General features: G+C 31.3%; 24 protein-coding genes. 21 read left to right on the top strand and 3 right to left on the bottom strand.

Going from position 1 to position 22,777, the window contains the following annotated elements; translation table 11 throughout:
• Window positions 1-153: 153 nt before the first annotated feature.
• The 5 genes from H2684_RS01675 to H2684_RS01655 all read left to right on the top strand — a co-directional run bounded on the left by H2684_RS01675 (window position 154) and on the right by H2684_RS01655 (window position 6,406).
• Window positions 154-1,149: a glycosyltransferase gene (locus H2684_RS01675; RefSeq protein ID WP_182087613.1), complete on the top strand. Its 996-nt coding sequence runs from the start codon at window positions 154-156 to the stop codon at window positions 1,147-1,149.
• Between the two features lie 172 nt (window positions 1,150-1,321).
• On the top strand, window positions 1,322-2,473 hold the full coding sequence (locus H2684_RS01670) for a polysaccharide pyruvyl transferase family protein (RefSeq protein WP_182087612.1): 1,152 nt from the start codon (window positions 1,322-1,324) through the stop codon (window positions 2,471-2,473).
• A gap of 67 nt (window positions 2,474-2,540) precedes the next feature.
• Window positions 2,541-4,061, top strand: a complete 1,521-nt coding sequence (locus H2684_RS01665; RefSeq protein WP_182087611.1) for an oligosaccharide flippase family protein — start codon at window positions 2,541-2,543, stop codon at window positions 4,059-4,061.
• Window positions 4,062-4,076: 15 nt separating this feature from the next.
• The gene (locus H2684_RS01660; RefSeq protein ID WP_182087610.1) at window positions 4,077-5,243 is read left to right on the top strand and encodes a Coenzyme F420 hydrogenase/dehydrogenase, beta subunit C-terminal domain; all 1,167 of its coding nucleotides are present in this window, start codon (window positions 4,077-4,079) and stop codon (window positions 5,241-5,243) included.
• A gap of 113 nt (window positions 5,244-5,356) precedes the next feature.
• A complete protein-coding gene (locus H2684_RS01655; protein WP_182087609.1) occupies window positions 5,357-6,406 on the top strand; it encodes an SDR family NAD(P)-dependent oxidoreductase in 1,050 nt (349 codons plus the stop codon).
• A gap of 151 nt (window positions 6,407-6,557) precedes the next feature.
• On the opposite strand, the gene H2684_RS01650 is transcribed toward H2684_RS01655, so the two are convergent.
• The 3 genes from H2684_RS01650 to H2684_RS01645 are packed head-to-tail and all read right to left on the bottom strand — an operon-like array spanning window position 6,558 to window position 8,551.
• A complete protein-coding gene (locus tag H2684_RS01650; protein WP_182087608.1) occupies window positions 6,558-7,322 on the bottom strand; it encodes a response regulator in 765 nt (254 codons plus the stop codon).
• Between the two features lie 22 nt (window positions 7,323-7,344).
• Complete coding sequence (locus H2684_RS12300; RefSeq protein ID WP_243159248.1) at window positions 7,345-7,581, bottom strand: ATP-binding protein; 237 nt, start codon at window positions 7,579-7,581, stop codon at window positions 7,345-7,347.
• Window positions 7,571-8,551 (bottom strand): PocR ligand-binding domain-containing protein, encoded by a 981-nt coding sequence (locus H2684_RS01645; protein WP_243159247.1) that lies wholly within the window; start codon window positions 8,549-8,551, stop codon window positions 7,571-7,573. The genes H2684_RS12300 and H2684_RS01645 overlap by 11 nt, the downstream gene beginning before the upstream one ends.
• 300 nt (window positions 8,552-8,851) lie before the next feature.
• Here H2684_RS01645 and pduA point away from each other — a divergent pair, with 300 nt between their 5' ends.
• The 16 genes from pduA to H2684_RS01565 are packed head-to-tail and all read left to right on the top strand — an operon-like array spanning window position 8,852 to window position 22,762.
• Window positions 8,852-9,139, top strand: a complete 288-nt coding sequence (pduA, locus tag H2684_RS01640) for a propanediol utilization microcompartment protein PduA (protein WP_182087607.1) — start codon at window positions 8,852-8,854, stop codon at window positions 9,137-9,139.
• A 22-nt stretch (window positions 9,140-9,161) separates the two neighbouring features.
• Entirely contained in the window at window positions 9,162-10,079 is a 918-nt protein-coding gene (gene pduB, locus H2684_RS01635) for a propanediol utilization microcompartment protein PduB (protein WP_182087606.1), read from the top strand.
• 18 nt (window positions 10,080-10,097) lie between these two features.
• Window positions 10,098-11,762 carry a propanediol/glycerol family dehydratase large subunit gene (locus H2684_RS01630; protein ID WP_182087605.1) on the top strand — a complete coding sequence of 555 codons (1,665 nt, stop codon included), beginning with the start codon at window positions 10,098-10,100 and terminating at the stop codon, window positions 11,760-11,762.
• A gap of 16 nt (window positions 11,763-11,778) precedes the next feature.
• Entirely contained in the window at window positions 11,779-12,453 is a 675-nt protein-coding gene (locus H2684_RS01625) for a propanediol/glycerol family dehydratase medium subunit (protein ID WP_182087604.1), read from the top strand.
• An 11-nt stretch (window positions 12,454-12,464) separates the two neighbouring features.
• On the top strand, window positions 12,465-12,998 hold the full coding sequence (locus tag H2684_RS01620) for a diol dehydratase small subunit (protein WP_182087603.1): 534 nt from the start codon (window positions 12,465-12,467) through the stop codon (window positions 12,996-12,998).
• Between the two features lie 13 nt (window positions 12,999-13,011).
• Window positions 13,012-14,838 (top strand): diol dehydratase reactivase subunit alpha, encoded by a 1,827-nt coding sequence (locus H2684_RS01615; protein WP_182087602.1) that lies wholly within the window; start codon window positions 13,012-13,014, stop codon window positions 14,836-14,838.
• Window positions 14,838-15,188 carry a glycerol dehydratase reactivase beta/small subunit family protein gene (locus H2684_RS01610; protein ID WP_243159246.1) on the top strand — a complete coding sequence of 117 codons (351 nt, stop codon included), beginning with the start codon at window positions 14,838-14,840 and terminating at the stop codon, window positions 15,186-15,188. Before H2684_RS01615 ends, H2684_RS01610 begins: the two co-directional genes overlap by 1 nt.
• A 37-nt stretch (window positions 15,189-15,225) precedes the next feature.
• A complete protein-coding gene (locus tag H2684_RS01605) occupies window positions 15,226-15,879 on the top strand; it encodes a phosphate propanoyltransferase (protein ID WP_182087601.1) in 654 nt (217 codons plus the stop codon).
• A gap of 5 nt (window positions 15,880-15,884) precedes the next feature.
• Window positions 15,885-16,739 carry an ethanolamine utilization protein EutJ gene (gene eutJ, locus H2684_RS01600; RefSeq protein WP_243159245.1) on the top strand — a complete coding sequence of 285 codons (855 nt, stop codon included), beginning with the start codon at window positions 15,885-15,887 and terminating at the stop codon, window positions 16,737-16,739.
• Window positions 16,740-16,752: 13 nt separating this feature from the next.
• Entirely contained in the window at window positions 16,753-17,481 is a 729-nt protein-coding gene (locus tag H2684_RS01595; RefSeq protein ID WP_182087600.1) for a flavoprotein, read from the top strand.
• Between the two features lie 18 nt (window positions 17,482-17,499).
• A complete protein-coding gene (locus H2684_RS01590; protein ID WP_182087599.1) occupies window positions 17,500-17,775 on the top strand; it encodes a EutN/CcmL family microcompartment protein in 276 nt (91 codons plus the stop codon).
• Window positions 17,776-17,789: 14 nt separating this feature from the next.
• A complete protein-coding gene (locus H2684_RS01585) occupies window positions 17,790-18,791 on the top strand; it encodes a cob(I)yrinic acid a,c-diamide adenosyltransferase (protein WP_182087598.1) in 1,002 nt (333 codons plus the stop codon).
• The gene (locus tag H2684_RS01580) at window positions 18,775-20,181 is read left to right on the top strand and encodes an aldehyde dehydrogenase family protein (protein ID WP_182087597.1); all 1,407 of its coding nucleotides are present in this window, start codon (window positions 18,775-18,777) and stop codon (window positions 20,179-20,181) included. The genes H2684_RS01585 and H2684_RS01580 overlap by 17 nt, the downstream gene beginning before the upstream one ends.
• 26 nt (window positions 20,182-20,207) lie before the next feature.
• Complete coding sequence (locus tag H2684_RS01575; protein WP_182087596.1) at window positions 20,208-21,536, top strand: 4Fe-4S dicluster domain-containing protein; 1,329 nt, start codon at window positions 20,208-20,210, stop codon at window positions 21,534-21,536.
• A 1-nt stretch (window position 21,537) separates the two neighbouring features.
• Window positions 21,538-22,086 (top strand): BMC domain-containing protein, encoded by a 549-nt coding sequence (locus H2684_RS01570; protein WP_182087595.1) that lies wholly within the window; start codon window positions 21,538-21,540, stop codon window positions 22,084-22,086.
• 43 nt (window positions 22,087-22,129) lie between these two features.
• Window positions 22,130-22,762 carry a BMC domain-containing protein gene (locus H2684_RS01565; RefSeq protein ID WP_182087594.1) on the top strand — a complete coding sequence of 211 codons (633 nt, stop codon included), beginning with the start codon at window positions 22,130-22,132 and terminating at the stop codon, window positions 22,760-22,762.
• Window positions 22,763-22,777: the final 15 nt, after the last annotated feature.

The following is a 22,777-nucleotide window of genomic DNA, read 5'->3' as shown; positions in this document are numbered from 1 at the left end:
ATAAGATTACTAAATGCTATTGCTCAAAAAAGAAATTTTAGAATAAAAGTTCAACAATAGAATTTTAAAGCACTTTATTAAATTTTAAAATTTAAAATAATATTTTTTAAAATAAGGCTCAGAAGTAATCTGGATAGAAAGGATAATTAGGATATGATAGAAAAAAAATTATCTGTAATTATACCAGTGTATAATGTGGAAAAATATATAGATAGGTGTTTATCAAGTATAAAAAAACAAACATATTTAAATTTTGAAGTAATATTAGTGGACGATGGATCTACAGATAGAAGTGGTTTGATCTGCGATGAATGGATGAAAGTTGATAAGAGAATTCGAGTTATTCATCAAAACAATTCAGGAGTTTCAGCTGCGAGAAATCAAGGATTTTTGCATATAACAGGAGGATATGTGATTTTTATTGATCCAGATGATGAAATTGATCCAGAGATGTTTAAAACTATGATGAATGAATTTAAGGATGATGATATTGATGCTGTTTGGTGTGGATATAAAAATATATTTAATGATAAGATAATGGAAAGAGCTCCAGAAAACTCAATTTTATTAGGAGATGCAATATTTAAGTCTATATTTAATCAATCTTATATGTCTGCTGTTTGGAATAAAATTTTTAAAAAAGCTGTTTTGTTAGATGATAAAAAAAATTTTATTACTTTTCCAGAAAAAATACATGTAGGAGAGGACTTTTTGTGGTTGGCAAAAGTTTTACAAAATTGCAATAAAATTATATGTGTTAAAGAAAGTTTTTATTATTGGTATCGAAGAAGTGATAGTGCCACTGGGGGTGGAAGAAGAAAATTAACACCAAAATCGCTTACAGAGATAGATGCTTTGGCTCAAATAACAAAAATGTATAAAAATTTATCTGTTGATTTATATTATATTGCGTTGAGAAGATATTTTTCGACGATAAGAGAAATAATGTTTACTGCAGATAATTGTAAAAATTTAAATATTTCAAGAAATATGGAAAAGAAATTATATATAGTTATGAAACAATTTCCATATAAAAAGAAGAGAGATTTATTGGCATTTATGAAGATTTATTTTATTTTGTTTCTAAAAAAGCTAAAAATCAAAAATGAGGTTATATATTATTTTGAAGATAAGTTTAGATTAAAATAAGTATTTAACCTTTTTAACAATAGTTATGTAGTATTTTTCAAATAAATTATAAGATTGTATTATGAAATAATTGTTAAATAATTAGAATATTTGGATAATTACATAATAACAAATAATATAATTAATAAGAAACATTAAATAGTGTGTTAAAAAAATGATGAGGAGTGAAATTATGAACAGAGTTGCAATTTTAACAATAAATGACTACAATAATTATGGAAATAGATTGCAAAACTATGCAACTCAAGAAGTCTTAAAGGATTTAGAATTATCAGTTAAAACAATTGTAACTAATGTTGAATGCGAAAAAAAGAATGACTACAATAAGAGTGATATTTTACATAAAATGTATAAATTGAAAAATATGCCACCTAAACTGGTATATGAAAAAATAAAAAATAAAGCATTCAATATTATATATAAGAACAATATACAAGTATCAAAACAAAAGCGATTAGAAAGATTTAAAAAATTTACTAACGATAATATATGTGAAACAAAATACTATATTTCACAATCAAATATACCTAAAACGTTAAAAGATGAATTTGATTATTTTGTAGTAGGAAGCGACCAAGTTTGGAATCCAACATTTAGATATGGTTCTTCTATAGATTTTCTTACATTTGCACCGCCATGTAAAAGGATAGCTTATGCTCCTAGTTTTGGAATAGATAAAATACCATCTAAATATATAAATGATTATGCAAAATGGTTATCACAAATGCACAGATTATCTGTAAGAGAAGAAAGTGGTGCAAGAATAATAAAAGATTTAACAAATAGAGAAGCACAAGTATTAATAGATCCAACTTTGATGTTGTCAAAAGAAAAATGGTTATCAATATCAAAAAAAGATAAATTTAAGCCTAAATATAAATATTTACTTACATATTTTCTTGGAGATGTAAGCCAAGAAATAAAGAAAAAAATAAAAAAAATAGCAAAAAGAAATAATCTTTTGATTGTAAATTTAGCTTCAATAAGAGATTTAAAGAGATATCAAGCAGGACCTAGTGAGTTTATAGATTATATTAATTCAGCTAGTGTTTTATTTACAGATTCATTTCATGGGTGTGTATTTTCTATACTCTTAGGTACAGCATTTGTTGTGTTTGAGAGAGAAGGAAAATTATCAAATATGAACTCAAGAATAGATACTTTACTAAAAACTTTTAAACTACAAAACCGCAAATCAAACAATATTTTAAGCGATGAACAAATATTTGAGGCAAATTATGATCATATTACTTCAATTTTAGAAGTGGAACGTAAAAAGTCTTTAGATTATTTAAAAGAAGCACTAAATATAAAAAATGATTAATTAAAAACATGAAAAGATTAAAGAAATATCATTATACAAAAAAATATTGAAAGTAGGGAAACTCATCTTGAAAAAAAATCAGCGTAAAGTAGGAGCAATATTATCATACATATCTCTTATTTTAAGTACAACTATAAGTTTAGGTTATACACCATTTATGCTTCGAAAAATGGGACAATCAGAATATGGATTATATTCTTTAACAGCTTCTGTAGTTGGATATTTAACTATACTTGATTTTGGATTTGGAAATGCTGTTGTAAGATATACTGCAAAATATAGAGCATTGAATAAAAAAGAAAAAGAATATAATTTGTATGGTATGTTTTTAATTATTTATATTTTAATTGGAATAGTTACATTGTTTTTAGGTTTTTCTTTATATTTAAATATTGGAAATATTTTTTCGGCTAAGATGACAATAGCGGAAGTTGATAAAGCAAAAGTTTTAATGGGTTTGCTTATATTCAATTTATCAATATCATTTCCTCTTGGTATTTTCAGTTCTATAGTTACTGCTTATGAAGAATTTGTTTTTTCTAAAATTGTTAATATAATTAGGATTATTATTAATCCATGTATTATGATACCATTACTAATGTCAGGATATAAAGCAATTGCAATGGTAGTGGTTACAACTATTTTAAACATTACATGTTTATTAATAAATATGTTCTTTTGTTTATACAAATTAAAAATTAAAATATATCTTAAAAAATTTGATTTTAGCTTATTGAAGGAAATAACGGGTTATTCATTTTATATATTTCTAAATATGATTGTTGATAAAGTAAATTGGAGTGCTGATCAATTTATTTTAGGAGCTGTATCGGGTACAGTTGCCGTTGCAATTTATTCAGTTGCAGCTCAAATTAATAAATATTATTTATCATTTTCAACTGCAATTTCAGGAGTATTTTTACCAAAGTTAACTGCAATGGTCACAAAAAAAGCATCTGATAAAGAAATATCAGATATGTTTATTAAGATTGGTAGAATTCAGTATATCATTATGGCATATATATTATGTGGTTTCTTATTAGTTGGACAAGACTTTGTTAATACTTGGGCAGGAAGAAATTATAATAGTGCATTTTACATAGCTGCAATATTGATAATACCCGTAACAATACCGTTAATACAAAATTTAGGGATAACTATATTACAAGCACAAAATAGACAAAGATTTCGCTCTATTCTTTATACTATAATATCGATGTTTAATATTGCAATAAGTATACCTCTTGGGAAAATGTATGGAGGCATTGGATGTGCTATAGGTACTTCACTTGGTTTAACATTAGGTAACATTATTATAATGAATATTTATTATTATAAACAAATACATATAAACATCCCTAGGTTTTGGAAAAATATATCTTTAATGACTATTCCGGTTATAATCGCTTTTATATGTAGTTTCTTTATAAATGGTTTTATTATTGGAAGTGGATATCGTTGTATATTAATTAAAGGTGTGTTATTTACTATAATTTATATTCCATTAATGTGGTTTATAGGAATGAATAAATATGAAAAAAGTTTATTTATTTCTCCTATAAAGAAGATAAAAGAAAGAATAGCTTAAGGAGAGATTTAAAATATGATAAAAATAACTAAAAAACAAGATTGTTCTGGATGTCATGCATGCTACAATGCTTGTCCTGTTAATTGTATTACAATGATAGATGACAAAGAAGGTTTTTTATATCCAAATGTTGATGATACTAAATGCATAAATTGTGGTTTATGTGAAAAGGTATGTCCTATAATTAATAAGAAACAAAGAGTAAATAATACAATAGCCTATGCTTCTATAAATAAGAATGAAAATATAAGAAATGAAAGTTCATCTGGAGGTATATTTACACTTTTAGCTGAAAATATAATAAATGATGGGGGAGTAGTATTTGGAGCTTGCTTTAATGACAAATTAGATTTAGTTCATAGTTATGTGGATACTATTGAAGATTTATCAAAATTTAGAGGTTCAAAATATTTGCAGAGCAAAATTGGTGATACATATAAGCAAACTAAGGAATTTCTAAAAAAAGGTACTAAGGTATTATTTTCAGGAACACCATGTCAAATAGATGGACTTATATCTTACTTAGGAAGAGATTATGATAATTTAATATGTGTAGATATAATATGTCATGGAGTACCATCGCCTAAGGTATTTAAAATGTATAGAGCTGAACTTGAAAAAAAGTATGGATCTACTACACGGAGAATAGCTTTCAGGCGTAAGGATTACGGCTGGAAGCTATACTCCGTATTGCTATCATTTGATAACAATACGGAGTATAGAAAGAATCTTAGAGAAGATATATTTATGCGAGGCTTTTTACAGAATTTATATCTTCGCCCTTCCTGTTATGATTGTAAATCTAAAACATTAAATAGATTAAGCGATATAACTATTGCAGACTTTTGGGGTATTGAGAATATTGTACCTGAATTAGATGATGATAGAGGAACATCATTGGTTTTAATTAATTCTAATAAAGGTAAAAAGATATTTGATCAATTACAGGATAAAATGATAGTTAAGCAAGTAGATTGTGATGAAGCTATTAAATATAACCCATCTGCAATAAAATCTGTGCCTATTAATCCTAAACGTTATATGTTTTTCAACAAGTTAGATTCGTATTCTGATGATATTAGTAAACTGATAAATAGTTATACAAAAATAAGTTTTAGTAAAAAAGTATATAGAAAAACAAGAAATGTATTATCAAAGATGAAAAGAAAAATAATTAATTAAATATAAATGTCAAAAATATAGATTCTAAAATATTTAATGTAAATCAAATAATAAAGGGAAGGTAAAATCCATAATGTTGGAATGATATCTATATATTTTAAAGAGAAATAAAAATGAGTTATAAAATATTAGACACAACTAAAATATATTTAATTACAGGAGCAGCAGGTTTTATTGGATTTTATTTATCCAAAAAACTTTTAGAAGAAGGCTGCAGGATAATAGGTATAGATAATATAAATAATTATTATGATGTGAATCTTAAATATGCAAGACTAGAAAAACTTAAACTTTTTGATAAATTTATATTTATTAAAGGTGATATATCAGATAAATCTATGGTTATGGATACATTTAAAAAGTACAAGCCCAATGTTGTAGTAAACTTAGCTGCTCAAGCAGGCGTAAGATATTCCATAGAAAACCCAGATGTATATATACAAAGTAATATAATAGGCTTTTTTAATATACTTGAAGCTTGCAGATATAATCCAGTAGACCATCTTGTATATGCATCCTCAAGTTCAGTATACGGTTCTAACAAAAAAGTACCTTTTGAAGAATCAGACTTTGTAGATAACCCAGTATCTTTATATGCAGCTACTAAAAAATCAAATGAATTAATGGCACATACTTATAGTCATTTGTATAAGATACCAGCTACAGGTCTTAGATTTTTCACAGTATATGGACCTATGGGAAGACCAGACATGGCATACTTTGGCTTTACAGATAAATATTTTAAAGGAGAACCTATTAAGATATTTAACAATGGTGACTTTGAACATGACTTATATAGAGACTTTACATATATAGATGATATAGTAGAAGGAATTCAAAGACTTCTTAACAATCCACCAGCTATAGATGTAGAAGAATCTGGACAAAAGACTGCTCCTCATAGAGTATTTAACATAGGAAATAACAGCCCAGAAAAGCTTATGACATTTATAGGAGCTTTAGAAAAAGCTTTAAGTAAAGCATTAGATAGAAAAGTAGAATTTAAAAAGATATTCGAACCATTAAAGCCAGGAGATGTACCTAAAACTTATGCATCAACAGATAAACTTCAGGAGGCTGTAGACTTTAAACCATCAACGTCTATTGAGGAAGGACTTGAAAGATTTGCAAAATGGTATGTAGAGTATTATGGAGTAGAATAAATCCATATACAAAATCCTGCACAGCCCACTACAAATTGTGAACTGTGCATTGAGAACTGTGCATTGCTCATTGTTCATCGTGCCTTGCTCATCGTGCATTGTTCATCGTGCATTGTGAACTGTGAATTGTTCATTGTTATCTGTGCATTGCTCATCGTGCATTGTGAATTGTGAACTCTGAATTGACCCTCTGTCTGTAATTGCGAGGGGAAATTCCCTCATATTTCATAAACACCTTTGTAAAATACGATGGATCTGTATAGCCTACATCCATTGATATCATATGTATACTTTTATCTGTGTATTCCAATAACTTTTTTGCATTGTTTATCCTAACTTTGGATAGGTATTCTATGAAATTAATACCTGTATTGTTTTTAAAATACTTGCTAAAATACTGTGGATTAAAATGTATGTGTTTTGCTACTAAATTTAAATTAATGCTCTTGTTGAAATTTTTATTTATATACTCTATAGCTTTCTTTAAAGGAGGTTCATTATAGGGATTAATTTGATTATTATGAATCATTTTATTACTTTCACTGTCAAGAGATGAAATTATTTTCTCTATGGAATCTTTTAATTCATAGGGTTTTGTAGGTTTTAGAATGTAGTCAACTATATTTAGTTTAATAGCAGTTTGTGCAAATTTAAAATCATCATAGGCTGTTAGAATAATTGTCTTTATATTAGGAAGAAATTTCATAATAGATTCATGAGCTTCTAAACCATTTTTTTCAGGCATTTTTATATCCATAATGATTATATTTGGCTTATATTTTTTAGACAATAATATAGCTTCATTTCCGGTTTTGGCGTCTTCTATTATTTCTATGTTGTTGAAAAATTTGTTTAGCATAAATCGTATAGAGCTACGTTCAAAAGATTCGTCATCGGCAATCATTATTTTGTACATAAAATACCTCCCTATCTTAATATTAATATGTAAATGGTATCTTTATATATACCACTGTACCTATATTTTTTCTGCTTTCTATTTTGATATCAGATTTTTCTCCAAAGTGATAGTTTAATCTTTCCTTTACAATTTTTAATCCGCTTACATTGCTATTATTTGAATAATTCATATTATAAATTACCTTATTTAGCTTTTCAGGTGTCATTCCAATTCCAGTATCACTTATTTTAATTAAGGCAGATTTATCATCTAGCATTTTTCCGTCTATATCTATTTCTACTATGTTGGCTTGTGGTTCTAATCCGTGAATGGATACCGTTTTCTATAATAGGCTGTAAAGTCATTACTGGAATTTTATGATCCAGTATATCTTTTGAAATATTTATATTATAATTTAGCCTATCACTGTATCGTATTTTTTGAATGTACATATACTTTTTTATATTTTCTATTTCAGTTTTTATTTTAACTGTATCCTGTGAATTTTTAATGCTGTATCTCAGTATGTCGGATAGAGAGTAAATTAATTTAGCGGTTTTTTCTGCTTCTTCTATAAATGCCATACCTGCAATTGTATTTAAAGTGTTAAATAAAAAGTGTGGGTTTACTTTAGATTGAATTGATTTTATTTGGCTTTCCCTTGCCATGTGTTCAAATTTCATTTTTTCATTTGTTTCAGCTAATAGTTTTTTATGTGTTATATTTGAAATACCCATTTTTGCAATAAAATTGGTAAACAAATAGAGAAAGTCTGCAGAATCCACTATTCTATCATATTTCACAGTTTTAACTTTAGATAGTGCTGATTTAATTTTTTCAGCAGGGATATCAAGTTCTTTAGAAAGTTTTTCACAATTAACATGACATTTTCTACCTTTTATATTTACTTGACCGCATAACATTCCTCCAAGATATGTATTTCCTACAATAATTGGTGCAGACATATCTGTTAAACCTGCATGACATGTGTAAATTACTGATTTTTTTGCAATCATTGAGTTTAGGCTTCCTTTTGCATCACAGCCGTTGCATTTCATTCTGCCTACTTTAGAACTTCTTATAAGACTACAGAATTTTGAAAAATTACTTGGTTTTGTTATAGGTTTTCCTGACCTATCAACTGATATTACTGAAAGATTAGTGATTTTGGCAAATTTATCTTGTATAGTTTGAAGAGAGGATAGTTCTATGATTTCATTCAATTTATAATTTCCTAAGTTATCCATAAAATCCCCCATAGCATATTGTTTTAAGAGTTAAAGAGGATGTGTATGTAAAAAATTAACTCTAATATAAATAATACCTATATTATCAGTATACTAGTCAGTAGTCACAAAATCAACTAAAATACCTTTCAAATTAAGCTTATTAAAAATATGTCTAAAAAGTGCAAAAATAAGTCTAAAAAATACAATTAAAATTTATCTATATAATCTTTAAATAAGACAAAATATTGTAAACGTAATCAACATACTTAATGTAAAATAATAAGTGAGAAATAAAAAACTTATTTTGGAGGTATAGTTATGGGACAAGAAGCATTGGGAATGGTAGAAACTAGAGGTTTAATTCCTGCAATTGAAGCTGCGGATTCAATGGTAAAAGCTGCAAACGTTTCACTTATAGGATATGAAAAAATTGGATCGGGACTTGTAACTGTTATGGTTAGAGGAGATGTTGGAGCTGTAAAGGCAGCCACTGATGCAGGTGCCGCTTCTGCAAAAAGGGTAGGTGAGGTTGTTTCTATTCATGTAATTCCAAGACCACATACAGATGTTGAAAAGATATTGCCAAAGCTAGATGTTCAGCAATAAATCGAATGTGAGGTAATTTATTATGAATGGTGATTTGATTCAAAATGTAATGTCTGAACTAAATAAAAGAGTTGATGTAAAAAATTTAGATGAAGACACTATAACAAGCATTGTTGAATCTATTTTAGAAGAATTCCAGGTATCTGAACAGGATAATGATTCAAAAGAAAAGCAGGATACTTCTCAGGATATTTCTAAAGAAGATATTGATAAAGAATATAAAAAGAAGGAGGTAACTAGTATGGGAAAATCAGCAGTTACAGAATTTGTAGGATCAGCAAGAGGCGACACCGTAGGCCTTGTAATTGCAAATGTTGATTATTTTCTACATGAAAAATTAAAAATTGATAAAAAATACAGATCTATAGGAATAATTAGTTCTAGAACAGGTGCCGGTCCTCAGATTATGGCTGCAGATGAAGCTGTAAAGGCAACAAATACTGAAGTTGTAACAGTTGAACTTGCAAGAGATACAAAGGGAGGAGCAGGGCATGGTTCACTGGTTTTACTTGCTGCCGAAGATGTATCTGATACTAGACGTGCTGTTGAAGTTGCACTAGGTCAACTTGATAGAACTTTTGGTGATGTATATGGCTGTGATGCAGGTCATATTGAACTTCAATATACTGCAAGAGCAAGTTTTGCACTTGAGAAAGCTTTTGGTGCACCAATTGGAAAAGCTTTTGGAGTTATAGTTGGAGCTCCAGCTGGAATTGGAGTTGTAATGGCAGATAAGGCTATGAAAACTGCAAATGTTGAATTAGTAAGTTATGCAAGCCCAGGAAATGGGGGAACTGCTCATTCAAACGAGGTTATAATTACAATAACTGGTGATTCAGGAGCTGTTAGACAATCTGTTATAGCTGCAAGGGAAATTGGTTTATCTATTTTAAGGTCTATGGGACAAGATCCTAAGACTGATACAAAACCTTATATTTAGTAGAAGGAAGGTGTTATTTTGAAAAAGTCTAAAAGATTTGAGATATTGGGAAAAAGACCTGTTCATAATGATGGATTTGTAAAAGAATGGCCTGAAGTAGGACTCATAGCTGTTGAAAGTCCAAATGATCCAAAGCCAAGTGTAAAAGTTAAAGATGGCAAAATAGTTGAAATGGATGGTAAAAAGAGAGAGGATTTTGACTTTATTGACATGTTTATTGCAAATCATGCTATAAATATAGAAAATACTGAAGAGGCAATGAAAATTGATTCAATTAAAATAGCAAGAATGCTTGTTGATATAAATGTGGGAAGAGATGAGATTATAAAAATAACAACAGCACTTACTCCTGCAAAACTTGCTGAAGTAGTTAATAAATTAAATGTAGTTGAAATGATGATGGCTCTTCAAAAGATGAGAGTAAGAAGGACTCCTTCAAATCAATGTCATGTTACAAATGTACGAGATAACCCAGTTCAAATAGCAGCAGATGCTGCAGAGGCAGCACTTAGAGGCTTTGATGAAATGGAAACTACAGTTGGAATAGTAAGGTATGCACCTTTTAATGCTTTAAGTATTTTAATTGGATCACAAACAGGTAGAGGTGGAGTTTTAACTCAGTGTTCTCTTGAAGAAGCTACAGAGCTTAAACTTGGAATGTTAGGCTATACTTCCTATGCAGAAACAATATCTGTATATGGAACTGAAGACGTATTCGTAGATGGTGATGACACTCCATGGTCAAAAGCTTTTCTAGCATCTGCCTACGCATCTAGAGGACTTAAAATGAGATTTACATCAGGTAGTGGATCGGAAGTACAAATGGGATATGCAGAAGGAAAGTCAATGCTCTATCTTGAAACAAGATGCATAATGATAACAAAAGGAGCTGGAGCTCAAGGACTTCAAAATGGTTCTGTTAGTTGTATAGGTGTTCCAGCAGCAATTCCAGAAGGTATAAGAGAAGTACTTGCAGAAAATCTTGTAGCTACAATGCTTGATCTAGAATGTGCATCAAGTAATGACCAGACATTTACACATTCTGATATAAGAAGAACTGCAAGAACTATGATGCAATTTTTGCCAGGTACTGATTTCATATGCTCAGGATATAGTTCTACTCCAAATTACGACAATATGTTTGCAGGTTCAAATTGGGATGCAGAGGATTATGATGATTGGGTAGTACTAGAAAGGGATTTAAAAGTAGATGGCGGACTTGTCCCTGTAAATGAAGAAGATGTAGTTGCTATAAGGAATAAAGCTGCAAAAGTAATGCAAGTTATGTTTAGAGAACTAGGACTTCCAGCTATTACAGATGAGGAAGTAGAAGCTGCAACTTATGCTCATGGAAGTAAGGACATGCCTGAGAGAAATGTAGTGGAGGATTTAAAGGCAGCTCAAGAATTGGTAGAGCAAGGTGTTACTGGAATTGATGTTGTAAAGGCAATTTACAAAGGTGGATATAAAGATATTGCTCAGAGAATTTTAAATATGCTTAAACAGAGAGTAGCAGGTGATTATCTACATGCTTCTGCAATATTTGATGAAAATTTCAATGTTATAAGTGGTGTAAATGATTGTAATGACTATATGGGACCAGGCACAGGATATAGACTTGATGGAGAAAAATGGAACAAGATAAAAGATATATCCTATGCGTTAGATCCTAATAAGATTTAAAAAAGGAGGCAGCTTTATGGTAAATTCAGTTTCAAATCAAGAATTAGTTGAACTTATAACTAAACAGGTTATAAAGGAATTGAAGTCAAAATCTGAAGATAATTTAGATTCTAAAAAGCCTGAGAACAATCAGTCAAAGTCAGGGAGAATGAAGCTTATAGAAGTTGGAAAAGCAAAAGCAGGTAAAAAAAGTGATGAGGTAGTTATAGCTCTAGGACCTGCATTTGGAATTTATCAGACTAAAACAATAGTTGGAATTCCACATGATGAAGTTTTAAAAGAAATTATGGCAGGTATTGAAGAAGAGGGAATTACTCCAAGAGTTATAAGAGTTATCAGAAGTTCAGATGTAGCATTTATGGGTCATGATGCTGCTGAGTTAAGCGGTTCTGGAATAGGAATAGGGGTACAGTCTAAAGGAACTAGTTTAATACATCAAAAGGATTTGCAACCTTTAAATAATCTAGAATTATTTCCACAGGCTCCACTAATAGATAGAGAAACTTATAGGGCTATAGGTAAAAATGCTGCAAAATATGCTAAAGGTGAATCACCAAATCCTGTACCTGTTAAAAATGATCAGATGGCAAGACCTAAATATCAGGCAAAAGCTGCAGTGCTCCATATAAAAGAAACGGAACATGTAGTTAAAGGTGCAGATCCTATAGAACTAAAAGTAGTTTTTGAATAGGGGTGAATTTTATGGAAAATATGGATTTAATAAATAAAATAGTTAGCGAAGTTATGAAATCAATGGGAGATTCTAAAGATACACAAAATAGTAAAGATGCACAAGAAAAAAATAATACTGAACAGGTTAGTAAAGTAAAAATTACTTCAAAGGACTATCCTCTTGCAAAAAAGAGAAGTGATCTTATAAAGACTAAAACTGGTAAAAATTTAGATGATATAAATATGGAAAATGTTATTAATGGGAAAGTTGTGCCAGATGATATAAAAATAACTCCAGAGGTTTTACTATATCAGGCTCAAGTAGCTGAATCTGTTGGAAGAAATCAATTTGCACAGAACTTAAAAAGGGCAGCTGAGCTAACTAGAGTTCCAGATGACAGGGTAATGGAAATATATAATGCCCTTAGACCATATAGATCTACAAAACAGCAGCTTTTGGATATAGCTAAGGAATTAGAAGAGAAGTACAATGCAAAAATAAATGCTTCTCTTGTAAGAGAGGCATGTGAGGTATATGAAAAGAGAGGCAGATTAAAAGCTTAGGTAGGTGGTATATATGAAACTTACAGCAGGAGTAGATATAGGAAATTCCACTACAGAAGTTGCCATTGCCGATTTTGATGCTGGTTTAAATTTTGTTTCAAGTAGTATGGTTAAAACTACAGGCATTAAAGGTACTTATGACAATATAGCAGGAATATTAAAAGCACTAAAAGATGCTTGTAGTAAGATAAATGTTTCAGTTAAAGACCTAAATGTTATATGTTTAAATGAGGCAACTCCAGTTATTGGAGATGTTGCAATGGAAACTATAACTGAAACTGTAATTACAGAGTCAACTATGATAGGTCATAATCCTGACACTCCTGGAGGAATTGGAATAGGTACAGGTAGGACTGTATTTTTAGATGAGCTTGAAAATATTCATAGCAATGAAAATGTTATTTGTGTTATACCAAAGTCTGTGGACTTTATGACTGCTGCAGAAAAGATAAATTATGCATTTAAAAGGGATGTTAAAATTACAGGAGCTATAGTGCAGGCAGATGATGGGGTAATAATATCAAATAGATTGATTAAAAAAATACCTATTGTAGATGAGGTAAAGTACATTGAAAAAGTTCCTATGGGCATGCTTGCAGCTGTAGAAGTTGCAGATTTTGGGAAAACAATAAAAGTACTGTCAAATCCCTATGGAATTGCCACAGTGTTTAATTTATCTCCTGAAGAAACAAAGCACATTATTCCAATATCAAGAGCCCTTATAGGAAATAGGTCAGCTGTTGTAATAAGAACTCCTGAAGGGGATGTAAAAGAGAAGGTAATACCTGCAGGAAAACTTACACTTATTGGTTCTGGCCAAAAAAAGGTTGGAATTGAAGAAGGTGCTGAAAAAATAATGAGTGAACTTAGCAAAGTTTGGCCGCTTAAAGATGTTACAGGAGATGCAGGGACAAATGTAGGTGGAATGATTGAACGTGTAAGGCAAGTTATGGCAAATCTTACATCTCAGGAGATAAATAATATAAAAATACAGGATATTTTGGCTGTTGATACATTTGTACCTCAAAAGGTTCAAGGAGGCCTTGCAGAAGAATTTGCTCTTGAAAATTCCGTAGCTCTTGCAGCTATGGTAAAGACAAGTAAACTTCCTATGGAAAGTATAGCTTCAAGTCTTCAAAAGGAAACTGGAGTTAATGTAATTATAGGTGGAGTTGAAGCGGATATGGCCGTACTTGGAGCTCTTACAACACCTGGAACAGATAGACCTCTTGTAATACTTGACATGGGAGGTGGATCAACGGATTCTGCATATATAGATAAATCAGGTAAGACTAAATCAATTCATCATGCAGGTGCAGGTGAAATGGTTACTATGCTTATAAAATCGGAACTTGGACTTGATGATTATAATTTGGCAGAAGATATAAAAAAGTATCCACTTGCTAAAGTTGAGAGCCTTTTTAATCTGAGATATGAAGATGGAAGTACACGATTCTTTGAAAATTCACTTGACTCAAGCTTGTTTGCAAGGAACATAATAGTGAAGGAAGATGAGATGGTTCCTATTCCTGGTAAAAACAGTGTTGAAAAGATAAGGCTTGTAAGAAGAGAGGCAAAACGGAAAGTATTTGTTGTAAATGCTGTAAGAGCTTTAAGAGATATTGCTCCTAACCATGATTTGAGAAATATTGATTTTGTAGTTTTAGTAGGTGGATCGGCACTGGATTTTGAAATTCCTGAAATGATATCCGATGAACTTTCACACTATGGAGTAGTTTGTGGAAGTGGAAACATAAGAGGGGAGAAAGGCCCTAGAAATGCTGTAGCTACAGGACTTGTAATTTCTTACTACAATAGTTTGAAAGGTAGTGAGCTATAATGGCATCAAATCTTCAAAGGCCAAGTATTTTTGTTTGCGTGGACAGTCCAGATAAATATATTTTAAGAGAAGTTCTTGCAGGAATAGAAGAAGAGGGAATTCCCTACGATATTAAAGAAGTTGAGTTAAGTGAAGATACTTTTCTCCATAAAATATATACAGAGTCTCAAAATTCAAGAATGAATATAGCTGTTGGAGTTATGGATAATAGATTAGTGATCCACTATGGTAAGCTTCCAGAGGAAGAACCATTTATATTTGAAACAATTAATTCCTACGATAAAGAAAAGGCAAGGAAAATTGGATGCAATGCTGCCAGACTCTATAAGGTAATGCCATTTAAAAATTGAACTAATTAAGTCTTAAATATCTTGAAAGGTGATATAGATGATAGATGTAAATGAAGTCCTTATAAAGGATATAGTAGCTGACATTGTAACAAAATCTCAAATAAAAAACAGGGAATTTTCTATACCTATTGGTATATCAAACAAGCATATTCATGTTACTCAAGAGGATTTGGAAAAGCTATTTGGTGAAGGATACAAACTTACTGTAAAAAATGCTGTAAAACAGCCGGGACAATTTGCTGCTAATGAAACGGTAACTATTGCAGGTCCCAAAGGTTCTTTTGAAAATGTAAGAATTCTAGGCCCTGTAAGGAAGTCAAGTCAAATTGAAATATCTAGAAGTGATTCATTTAAGCTTGGAATAAAGCCTCCAGTTAGAACTTCGGGAGAATTGGATAATTCTGAAAGTCTTGCTGTTATAGGACCTAAGGGAATGATTCTTTTAAAAAACAAGGTTATTTGTGCAAAAAGACATATTCATATGATTCCAAGTCAAGCAAAGGCATATGGAGTAAAAGATGGGGATCTTGTAGATGTGGAAACTTCAGGAGAAAAGGGGATTATATTAAAGAATGTATTAATTAGAGTAAGTATTAAGTCAGCTCTTGAAATTCATCTTGATACAGATGAGGCAAATGCAGCAGAGCTTAAAAACAATGAATTTGTTCGGATAATTGGTAAAAGTAGGTGATATTTATGGATGGTAAAGGCTTTACAGTACAATCTGAAAATATGTTCCATGAAGCAAATGAATTTATTAAAAGAATGGAAAATGCCATTTATAATCCTGTAAAAGATTATAAAGATGGAGAACTTAAAGTAGGTGTAGACTTAGGAACTTGTAATATAGTTCTAACAGTGCTTGATAAGGATAATAATCCAGTAGCAGGTGAAATTAAAAGGGCAAACGTTGTTAGAGATGGAATTGTAGTTGATTATCTTAAAGCAGTTAAAATAGTTAGGGAGTTGAAAGAGAAACTTGAAAAAAAGTTAAATAGAAATCTTGATTATGCAGCAGCTGCAATACCTCCTGGAGTAATTCAAGGAAGTGTTAGAATAATTGAAAACGTTCTTGAAGCCTCTGATTTCAATGTAACTGCCATAGTTGATGAACCAACTGCTGCTGCAAGGGTTTTGAAAGTAAAAGATGGTGCAGTAGTTGATATAGGTGGTGGAACTACTGGAATATCTATATTGAAAGATGGAGAAGTTATTTATTCGGCAGATGAAGCTACAGGAGGATACCATTTAAGTCTTGTTATATCTGGAAGCTTGGATATGGAATATGAAGAGGCTGAGAAGTTTAAAATAGATCCTAAGAATGTGAAAACAGTTGTGCCGCTTATAGAACCTGTAATCGAAAAGATTGGCAATATAATTGCACACAATATTAAAGAATATGATGTACAGGAGATTTATATTGTAGGAGGAACAAGTTCAATTCAAGGGATAGAGAATATAATTCAAAGGTACACCGGAATTAAAACTGTAAAGCCATACAATCCAATGCTTGTAACTCCTATAGGAATAGCAATGAGCAGTATTAGGTAAGAGAGGTGTGCATATGAATAATGAGGCTCTAGTAAAAATTGTAGTTAAAAAGGTTTTAGATATGATGAATCTCAAAATACTACTGCTTGTATCAGGTGGGGCTGTAAATGTAAGTCAAATATTTGGAGCTTTATCTTCTGAAAAGTTAATTAAATATGATATAGCATGTACTGAAGCTGGAAAGAAAGCCGTGCCAGAGAAGTATATTTTGGATATGAACTGTAATGTATTAGATTCTGGAAAAAAGTTGTTTAAAGCAATAAAAGAGGACGATTTAATATTTATTCCTATTATGACAAGAAATACCTTAGTAAAATGTGCACTTGGTATTGAAGACAACTTAGTAACTACAGCAATTGCTCAGGCTCTTATGATGAATAAAAATGTAGTGGCAATAAAGGACAGTTTTGATCCTAAAAACCCTATAAATATGTCACTAGGGCTAACTAAAAACTCAGTGTATAATGATATGATATTAAAATATGAAAAAACCCTTGTAAACATGGGAATGAAGTTTATAAATTCAGATGAGATTGGAAATGTTATAGGTAAAAATAGATCTTTTCAAAATTTTCTAGAGGATAATTTATCAAGTGACAATATACTTACAGGGGTATTGACAAAGAAAGATATTATAAAGTCATGTGAAAATGGCCAGGTTTTTATAAGAAAAAATGCTATAATAACTCCTTTAGCAGAAGAGTATATACTCAATGAAGGTATAGATGTCAGGTATTGTTGAAAATAGAGGAGGATGTATATGTTTTTGGCAAAAGTAGTTGGAAATGTAGTTTCAACTCAGAAGGATCCAAAATTTGTTGGCACCAAGCTGCTTATAGTTAAGCCTATAGATCAAAATGGAAATACAACAGGTGATTCTATAGTTGCAATAGACACAGTAGGAGCTGGAGCTAATGAAACTGTAATTGTAGTTACAGGAAGTGGTGCAAGATATGTAGATAGTGGTGAAAATATAATACCATCAGATGCTTCTATTATAGGAATTGTTGATTCTGTTGAATGGAATGAGAATTAACAGGTGGTGATTAAATGAAGATATATACTAAAACTGGTGACAGCGGAAGTACCAGCCTTGTTGGAGGAAGTAGAGTAAAAAAGTGTGATTTAAGGGTTTGGGCCTATGGAAGTATAGATGAAACAAATTCATCTATTGGAATTGCAAGAGCATATATTTCTGATACAGATATATGTGAAAAGCTTTTAAAAATACAGAAAGTTTTATTTGAAGTTGGAGCAGAACTTGCATCCTTAGGAACAGATAAGTACAAGCCTAGAATAAAGGATTCTGATATAGAATTTATTGAAAATATGATAGATGAACTTGAAGGATTTAAGCCTGTAGAAACTGGATTTATGGTTCCAGGAGGCACGAAGGAGTCTGCTTATCTTGACCTTGCAAGAACAGATGCAAGAAGAGCAGAAAGATATATATCAAGTCTTCAAAGTTCCTATAATATAGATAGTAATCTTATTAAATATGTAAATAGATTGTCTGATGGACTTTATGCTTTGGCAAGATATTTTGATTATAAAGATATAATGAGGCAAATAGAGAATAAAGTAAATAATAATAATGAAGCTTTGAAAGTTGAAAATTCAAATAGTTTAGGAACTATTAATAGAAAAATAGCAGAGTGTATAGTTAAAGCCTGTATCAATAAATCAGAAGAAATGAAAATACCTATGGTTATTTGTGTAACTGATTTTTCTGGCAATGTTATATTACTTGAGAGAATGGATAATTCACTTTTAGCAAGTATAGAAATAGCACAAAATAAAGCATATACAGCTGCAGTACTTAGGACTCCAACTCATGAACTCAATAAATTAGCTTTGCCAAAAGGAGATCTTTATGGAATTAGCAACTTAAATAGGATAATTACTTTTGGTGGAGGATTTCCACTTGAATATAATGGCAAGCTAGTTGGTGCAATAGGAGTAAGCGGTGGTACTTCAAAGCAGGATATGGAAGTTTCGAAATTTGGAGTAGAATATTTTGAGGAGGTAGTTTTAAATGGAACTTGGAACTAATGAATTGTCAAGTATAATAGAAAAAGTTTTAAAAACTATGAACAATGAAGTTTTAAAAGAAGAAGTAAGTGATGGAGTATTTGATACTATGGAAGAAGCTATAGATGCTGCCTATAAGGCACAAAAGGAGTTTTCTAACTATTCTCTTGAAGAGAGGGAAAAGCTAATTGCAGCAATGAGAAAGGCCATACTCGATAGTGCAATGAATATAGCAACTTTGTGCGTTAATGAATCTAAAATGGGTAGAGTTGATCACAAATATTTAAAGCTTAAACTTACAGCTGAGAAAACTCCAGGCACTGAAGTTTTAAAAAGTACTGCATGCACAGGTGACAAGGGGCTTACTCTTGTAGAGCAGGGAGCTTTTGGTGTAATAGGCGCAATTACTCCATCTACAAATCCAGCAGCTACCGTTGCTTGCAATAGTATAGGAATGCTTGCAGCTGGAAATACTGTTGTATTTTCACCTCATCCTGGAGCTTGTAATTCATCACTAGCTATGATTAGGGAGTTAAACAAGGCAATAAAAGGAGCAGGTGGTCCTAATAATCTTATTACATCTGTAAAGAATCCTTCAATAGAAAGTACTAATGTAATGCTTAAACATCCTAAAATAAGAATGCTTGTTGCAACTGGAGGACCTGGTATTGTTAAATTAGTTCTTTCATCAGGAAAGAAGGCAATAGGTGCAGGAGCTGGAAATCCACCTGTTGTAGTTGATGAAACTGCGGATATAGATAAAGCTGCAAGAGATATAATTGCAGGATGCAGTTTTGACAATAATCTTCCATGTATAGCAGAAAAGGAAGTATTAGCAGTTGACTGCATATATGAAAAATTAATAGAAAAAATGAAAAGTAATAGGGCAGTATATGAGCTTACAGATGAAGAGGCAAGCAAAATTGTAAATCTTGTTTTAAACTACGATGAGAAAACTAAAAAATATTCTCCTAATAAAAAATTTGTAGGAAAAGATGCAAAATATATTTTGCAGCAGATAGGTAAGAATGTAGATGGTGTAGAGTGCCTTATATATAGAGCGAAAAATTCTCATCCTTTTGTACAGGTAGAACTTATGATGCCAATTTTAGGTATAGTAAAAGTTAAGGACTTTGATGAAGCATTAGATCTTGCAATTGAAGATGAGCATGGCAATAGACATACAGCTATAATGCACTCAAAAAATATAGACAACTTAACTAAAATGGCAAGAAATATAGATACTACAATATTTGTAAAAAATGCACCTTCTTATGCCGGAATTGGATTTGGAGGAGAGGGCTATACTACATTTACAATAGCAGGACCAACTGGAGAAGGTCTTACAAATGCAGCTACATTTACAAGACAGAGAAGATGTACTATGGTTGACTCTCTTAGAATAGTGTAAGCGGTTAAAATTCGGGAGGTAAAAGAATGAGTATTCTTGATATGGTGCGTGAAGCGGGAGTTATTGGTGCAGGAGGGGCAGGTTTTCCTACTCATGTAAAGCTAGCATCAAAAGCGGAATATATACTTCTTAATGGAGCTGAATGTGAACCGCTGTTGCGTGTAGATCAACAATTGATGGTGTTGTTTCCAGATGAGATAATTAAAGGATTTAAGGCAGCGGGAGAAATAGTAGGTGCAAAAAAAGCAATTATAGGGATTAAAGGAAAGCATAAAGAAGCAATTTCGGTGCTTAATAAGAGAATTGCTGCATTGCATTTAGGACATTTTATTGAAGTTAAGGAGATTCCAGATATTTATCCTGCAGGTGATGAACAAGTTTTGGTTTATGAACTCACTGGAAGAGTTGTTCCTGAAATGGGTATTCCAATTAATGTTGGATGTGTAGTAGTTAATGTAGAAACTGCATTAAATATATATAATGCATCTAAGGAAATGCCTGTTACAGAAAAGTACATTACAATTGCAGGAGATATACCTAAACCAATGACTGTAAAGGTAAAAGTAGGTACACCTATTATAGATGTGTTGAAACTTAGTGGTATAGAAAACTTTGATGATTATAGAGTTATTGATGGTGGTCCTATGATGGGATCTGTAAAGGACGATGTAAGTGGATATGTTACAAAGAAAAATAAGGGATTTATAATATTAAAAAAAGATCATCCTTTAATTCGTAAAAAGTCTGTTAGTATAGAACAGGCAAAAAGGATAAATAGATCTTCTTGTGAGCAATGTCGTATGTGCACAGATATGTGTCCACGTTATCTTCTAGGGCATAATATGCAGCCTCACAAGATAATGAGAACTTTAAATTATTCATTTAAAGATATTAGACAGCAAGAAATTGCACAGCTTTGTTGTCAGTGTAATTTATGTGAATTGTTTTCATGTCAAGCGGGACTTTATCCAAGATCTGCAAATCTCTATTTTAAAGGAAAATTGGCAGAACAAAATATAAAATATAAACCAGTAAAATCTGAATTTACTGTTCGTAAAAATCGGGACTATAGATTAGTTCCAAGTAATCGTATTATTGCTAGACTAGGTTTGAATGATTTTGATAGGAAAGCTCCTATGAGTAAAGTTCATATAGAACCTGAAGTTGTTTCTATTGCAACAAGACAGCATGTAGGAGCACCTGCAATTCCAATAGTTAATGTTGGTGATCATGTAGAACTTGGACAACTAATTGGAAAGATTCCTGAAGGTAGTTTAGGTGCCACTATTCATGCAAGTATTTCGGGAACAGTTGAAGAAAGTGGAAAAGATTTTATTGTAATAAGGAGGGGATAATATGTCCCAAGCAATAGGAATGGTTGAATTTACAAGCATTGCCCGTGGTATATATGCAGCAGATCAGATGGTAAAGGTGTCTAATGTTGAAATAGTTACGGCAGGATCTACTTGTCCTGGTAAGTATATTGCCATTGTTAATGGTGATGTTTCAGCAGTTCAAGATTCAGTAAGTACTGGTGAAAGATGTGCAGAAGGTTTTTTGGTGGATTCTATTGTTATACCAAATGTTGATCCAGCAGTATTTCCTGCAATTACAGGTGCAACTATGCCAGATAAAATCAAGGCTTTGGGAATAATTGAGTCTTTTTCCCTGTCAACAATGGTTATTGCAGCTGATGCGATTTTGAAATCTGCGGAATTAGAGCCTATTGAGCTTCGTTTGGGAAGTGGATTGGGGGGCAAGTCATTCTTTACTTTTACTGGTAATGTGGGCGCAGTTGAAACTGGAGTTGAAGTAGGAAACACTATTGCAAAAGAAAAGGGCTTATTAGTAAATTCAGAGGTTATACCTTCGCCATCAGACAGGTTATTGTCATCATTATTATGATATATAAGAACTTTACCTTGTTAAAGTTTAGGAGGGTTAAACAATGGAGGCACTTGGGTTAATTGAGACAATTGGACTTGTTGTAGCTATTGAGAGCGCAGATGCCATGCTAAAAGTGGCAAATGTGAGTCTTTTGGGAAAGACATGTATAGGAGGAGGACTTGTTTCCGTTGCTATAACTGGTGATGTTGCCGCAGTTCAGGCAGCTGTAGATGCTGGTGTAGCAGCAGTTAAAAATATAGATGATACAGCCCTGCTTTCACAACATGTAATTCCTCGCCCACATGAAGAATTAAATAATATGATTGAATCAAAAATATTATTAAAACATAAAAATATTCCAATTGTAGCTCCAAAGAGAGATAAGATAGAAAATAAAACAAAAGTTGAAACAAAAGTTGAAACAAAAGTTGGAACAAAACTTGAAGTAATTGAAAAGAAAAATACTGAACCTTTGAAAATTGATTCCACTAAATTAAATAAGAATTTTGTGGATAAGATGGTAACTAATTATGGTTTAGAAAAGTCTATTGAAATTTTGAGTAAGGTTAAGGTTGTAGAACTTAGAAATCTTGCTCGTAAATATAAAGACTTTGGCATTAAAGGAAGACTTATTTCTAATGCAGATAAGAAGTTGTTGATTAAAGAATTCAAGAAATATTATGGATATAAATAATTAATTGTAGACGTT

The organism is Clostridium sp. cel8, from assembly GCF_014050525.1.
In the GTDB taxonomy this organism is placed as follows: domain Bacteria; phylum Bacillota; class Clostridia; order Clostridiales; family Clostridiaceae; genus Clostridium_B.
The sequence above is the reverse complement of the archived record's forward strand: the minus strand, read 5'-3'. Positions and strand labels throughout refer to the sequence as shown.

What these genes read in the sequence shown, in the direction of transcription:
- H2684_RS01675 (WP_182087613.1), top strand. Translation starts at nt 154, where the DNA reads ATGATAGAAAAAAAATTATCTGTAATTATACCAGTGTATAATGTGGAA.
- H2684_RS12300 (WP_243159248.1), bottom strand. Translation starts at nt 7,581, where the DNA reads ATGCTAGATGATAAATCTGCCTTAATTAAAATAAGTGATACTGGAATT.
- H2684_RS01595 (WP_182087600.1), top strand. Translation starts at nt 16,753, where the DNA reads ATGAATAATGAGGCTCTAGTAAAAATTGTAGTTAAAAAGGTTTTAGAT.
- H2684_RS01615 (WP_182087602.1), top strand. Translation starts at nt 13,012, where the DNA reads ATGAAACTTACAGCAGGAGTAGATATAGGAAATTCCACTACAGAAGTT.
- H2684_RS01590 (WP_182087599.1), top strand. Translation starts at nt 17,500, where the DNA reads ATGTTTTTGGCAAAAGTAGTTGGAAATGTAGTTTCAACTCAGAAGGAT.
- H2684_RS01610 (WP_243159246.1), top strand. Translation starts at nt 14,838, where the DNA reads ATGGCATCAAATCTTCAAAGGCCAAGTATTTTTGTTTGCGTGGACAGT.
- H2684_RS01585 (WP_182087598.1), top strand. Translation starts at nt 17,790, where the DNA reads ATGAAGATATATACTAAAACTGGTGACAGCGGAAGTACCAGCCTTGTT.
- pduA (WP_182087607.1), top strand. Translation starts at nt 8,852, where the DNA reads ATGGGACAAGAAGCATTGGGAATGGTAGAAACTAGAGGTTTAATTCCT.
- eutJ (WP_243159245.1), top strand. Translation starts at nt 15,885, where the DNA reads ATGGATGGTAAAGGCTTTACAGTACAATCTGAAAATATGTTCCATGAA.
- H2684_RS01565 (WP_182087594.1), top strand. Translation starts at nt 22,130, where the DNA reads ATGGAGGCACTTGGGTTAATTGAGACAATTGGACTTGTTGTAGCTATT.
- H2684_RS01575 (WP_182087596.1), top strand. Translation starts at nt 20,208, where the DNA reads ATGAGTATTCTTGATATGGTGCGTGAAGCGGGAGTTATTGGTGCAGGA.
- H2684_RS01605 (WP_182087601.1), top strand. Translation starts at nt 15,226, where the DNA reads ATGATAGATGTAAATGAAGTCCTTATAAAGGATATAGTAGCTGACATT.
- H2684_RS01655 (WP_182087609.1), top strand. Translation starts at nt 5,357, where the DNA reads ATGAGTTATAAAATATTAGACACAACTAAAATATATTTAATTACAGGA.
- H2684_RS01650 (WP_182087608.1), bottom strand. Translation starts at nt 7,322, where the DNA reads ATGTACAAAATAATGATTGCCGATGACGAATCTTTTGAACGTAGCTCT.
- H2684_RS01660 (WP_182087610.1), top strand. Translation starts at nt 4,077, where the DNA reads ATGATAAAAATAACTAAAAAACAAGATTGTTCTGGATGTCATGCATGC.
- H2684_RS01580 (WP_182087597.1), top strand. Translation starts at nt 18,775, where the DNA reads ATGGAACTTGGAACTAATGAATTGTCAAGTATAATAGAAAAAGTTTTA.
- H2684_RS01645 (WP_243159247.1), bottom strand. Translation starts at nt 8,551, where the DNA reads ATGGATAACTTAGGAAATTATAAATTGAATGAAATCATAGAACTATCC.
- H2684_RS01620 (WP_182087603.1), top strand. Translation starts at nt 12,465, where the DNA reads ATGGAAAATATGGATTTAATAAATAAAATAGTTAGCGAAGTTATGAAA.
- H2684_RS01625 (WP_182087604.1), top strand. Translation starts at nt 11,779, where the DNA reads ATGGTAAATTCAGTTTCAAATCAAGAATTAGTTGAACTTATAACTAAA.
- H2684_RS01670 (WP_182087612.1), top strand. Translation starts at nt 1,322, where the DNA reads ATGAACAGAGTTGCAATTTTAACAATAAATGACTACAATAATTATGGA.
- pduB (WP_182087606.1), top strand. Translation starts at nt 9,162, where the DNA reads ATGAATGGTGATTTGATTCAAAATGTAATGTCTGAACTAAATAAAAGA.
- H2684_RS01570 (WP_182087595.1), top strand. Translation starts at nt 21,538, where the DNA reads ATGTCCCAAGCAATAGGAATGGTTGAATTTACAAGCATTGCCCGTGGT.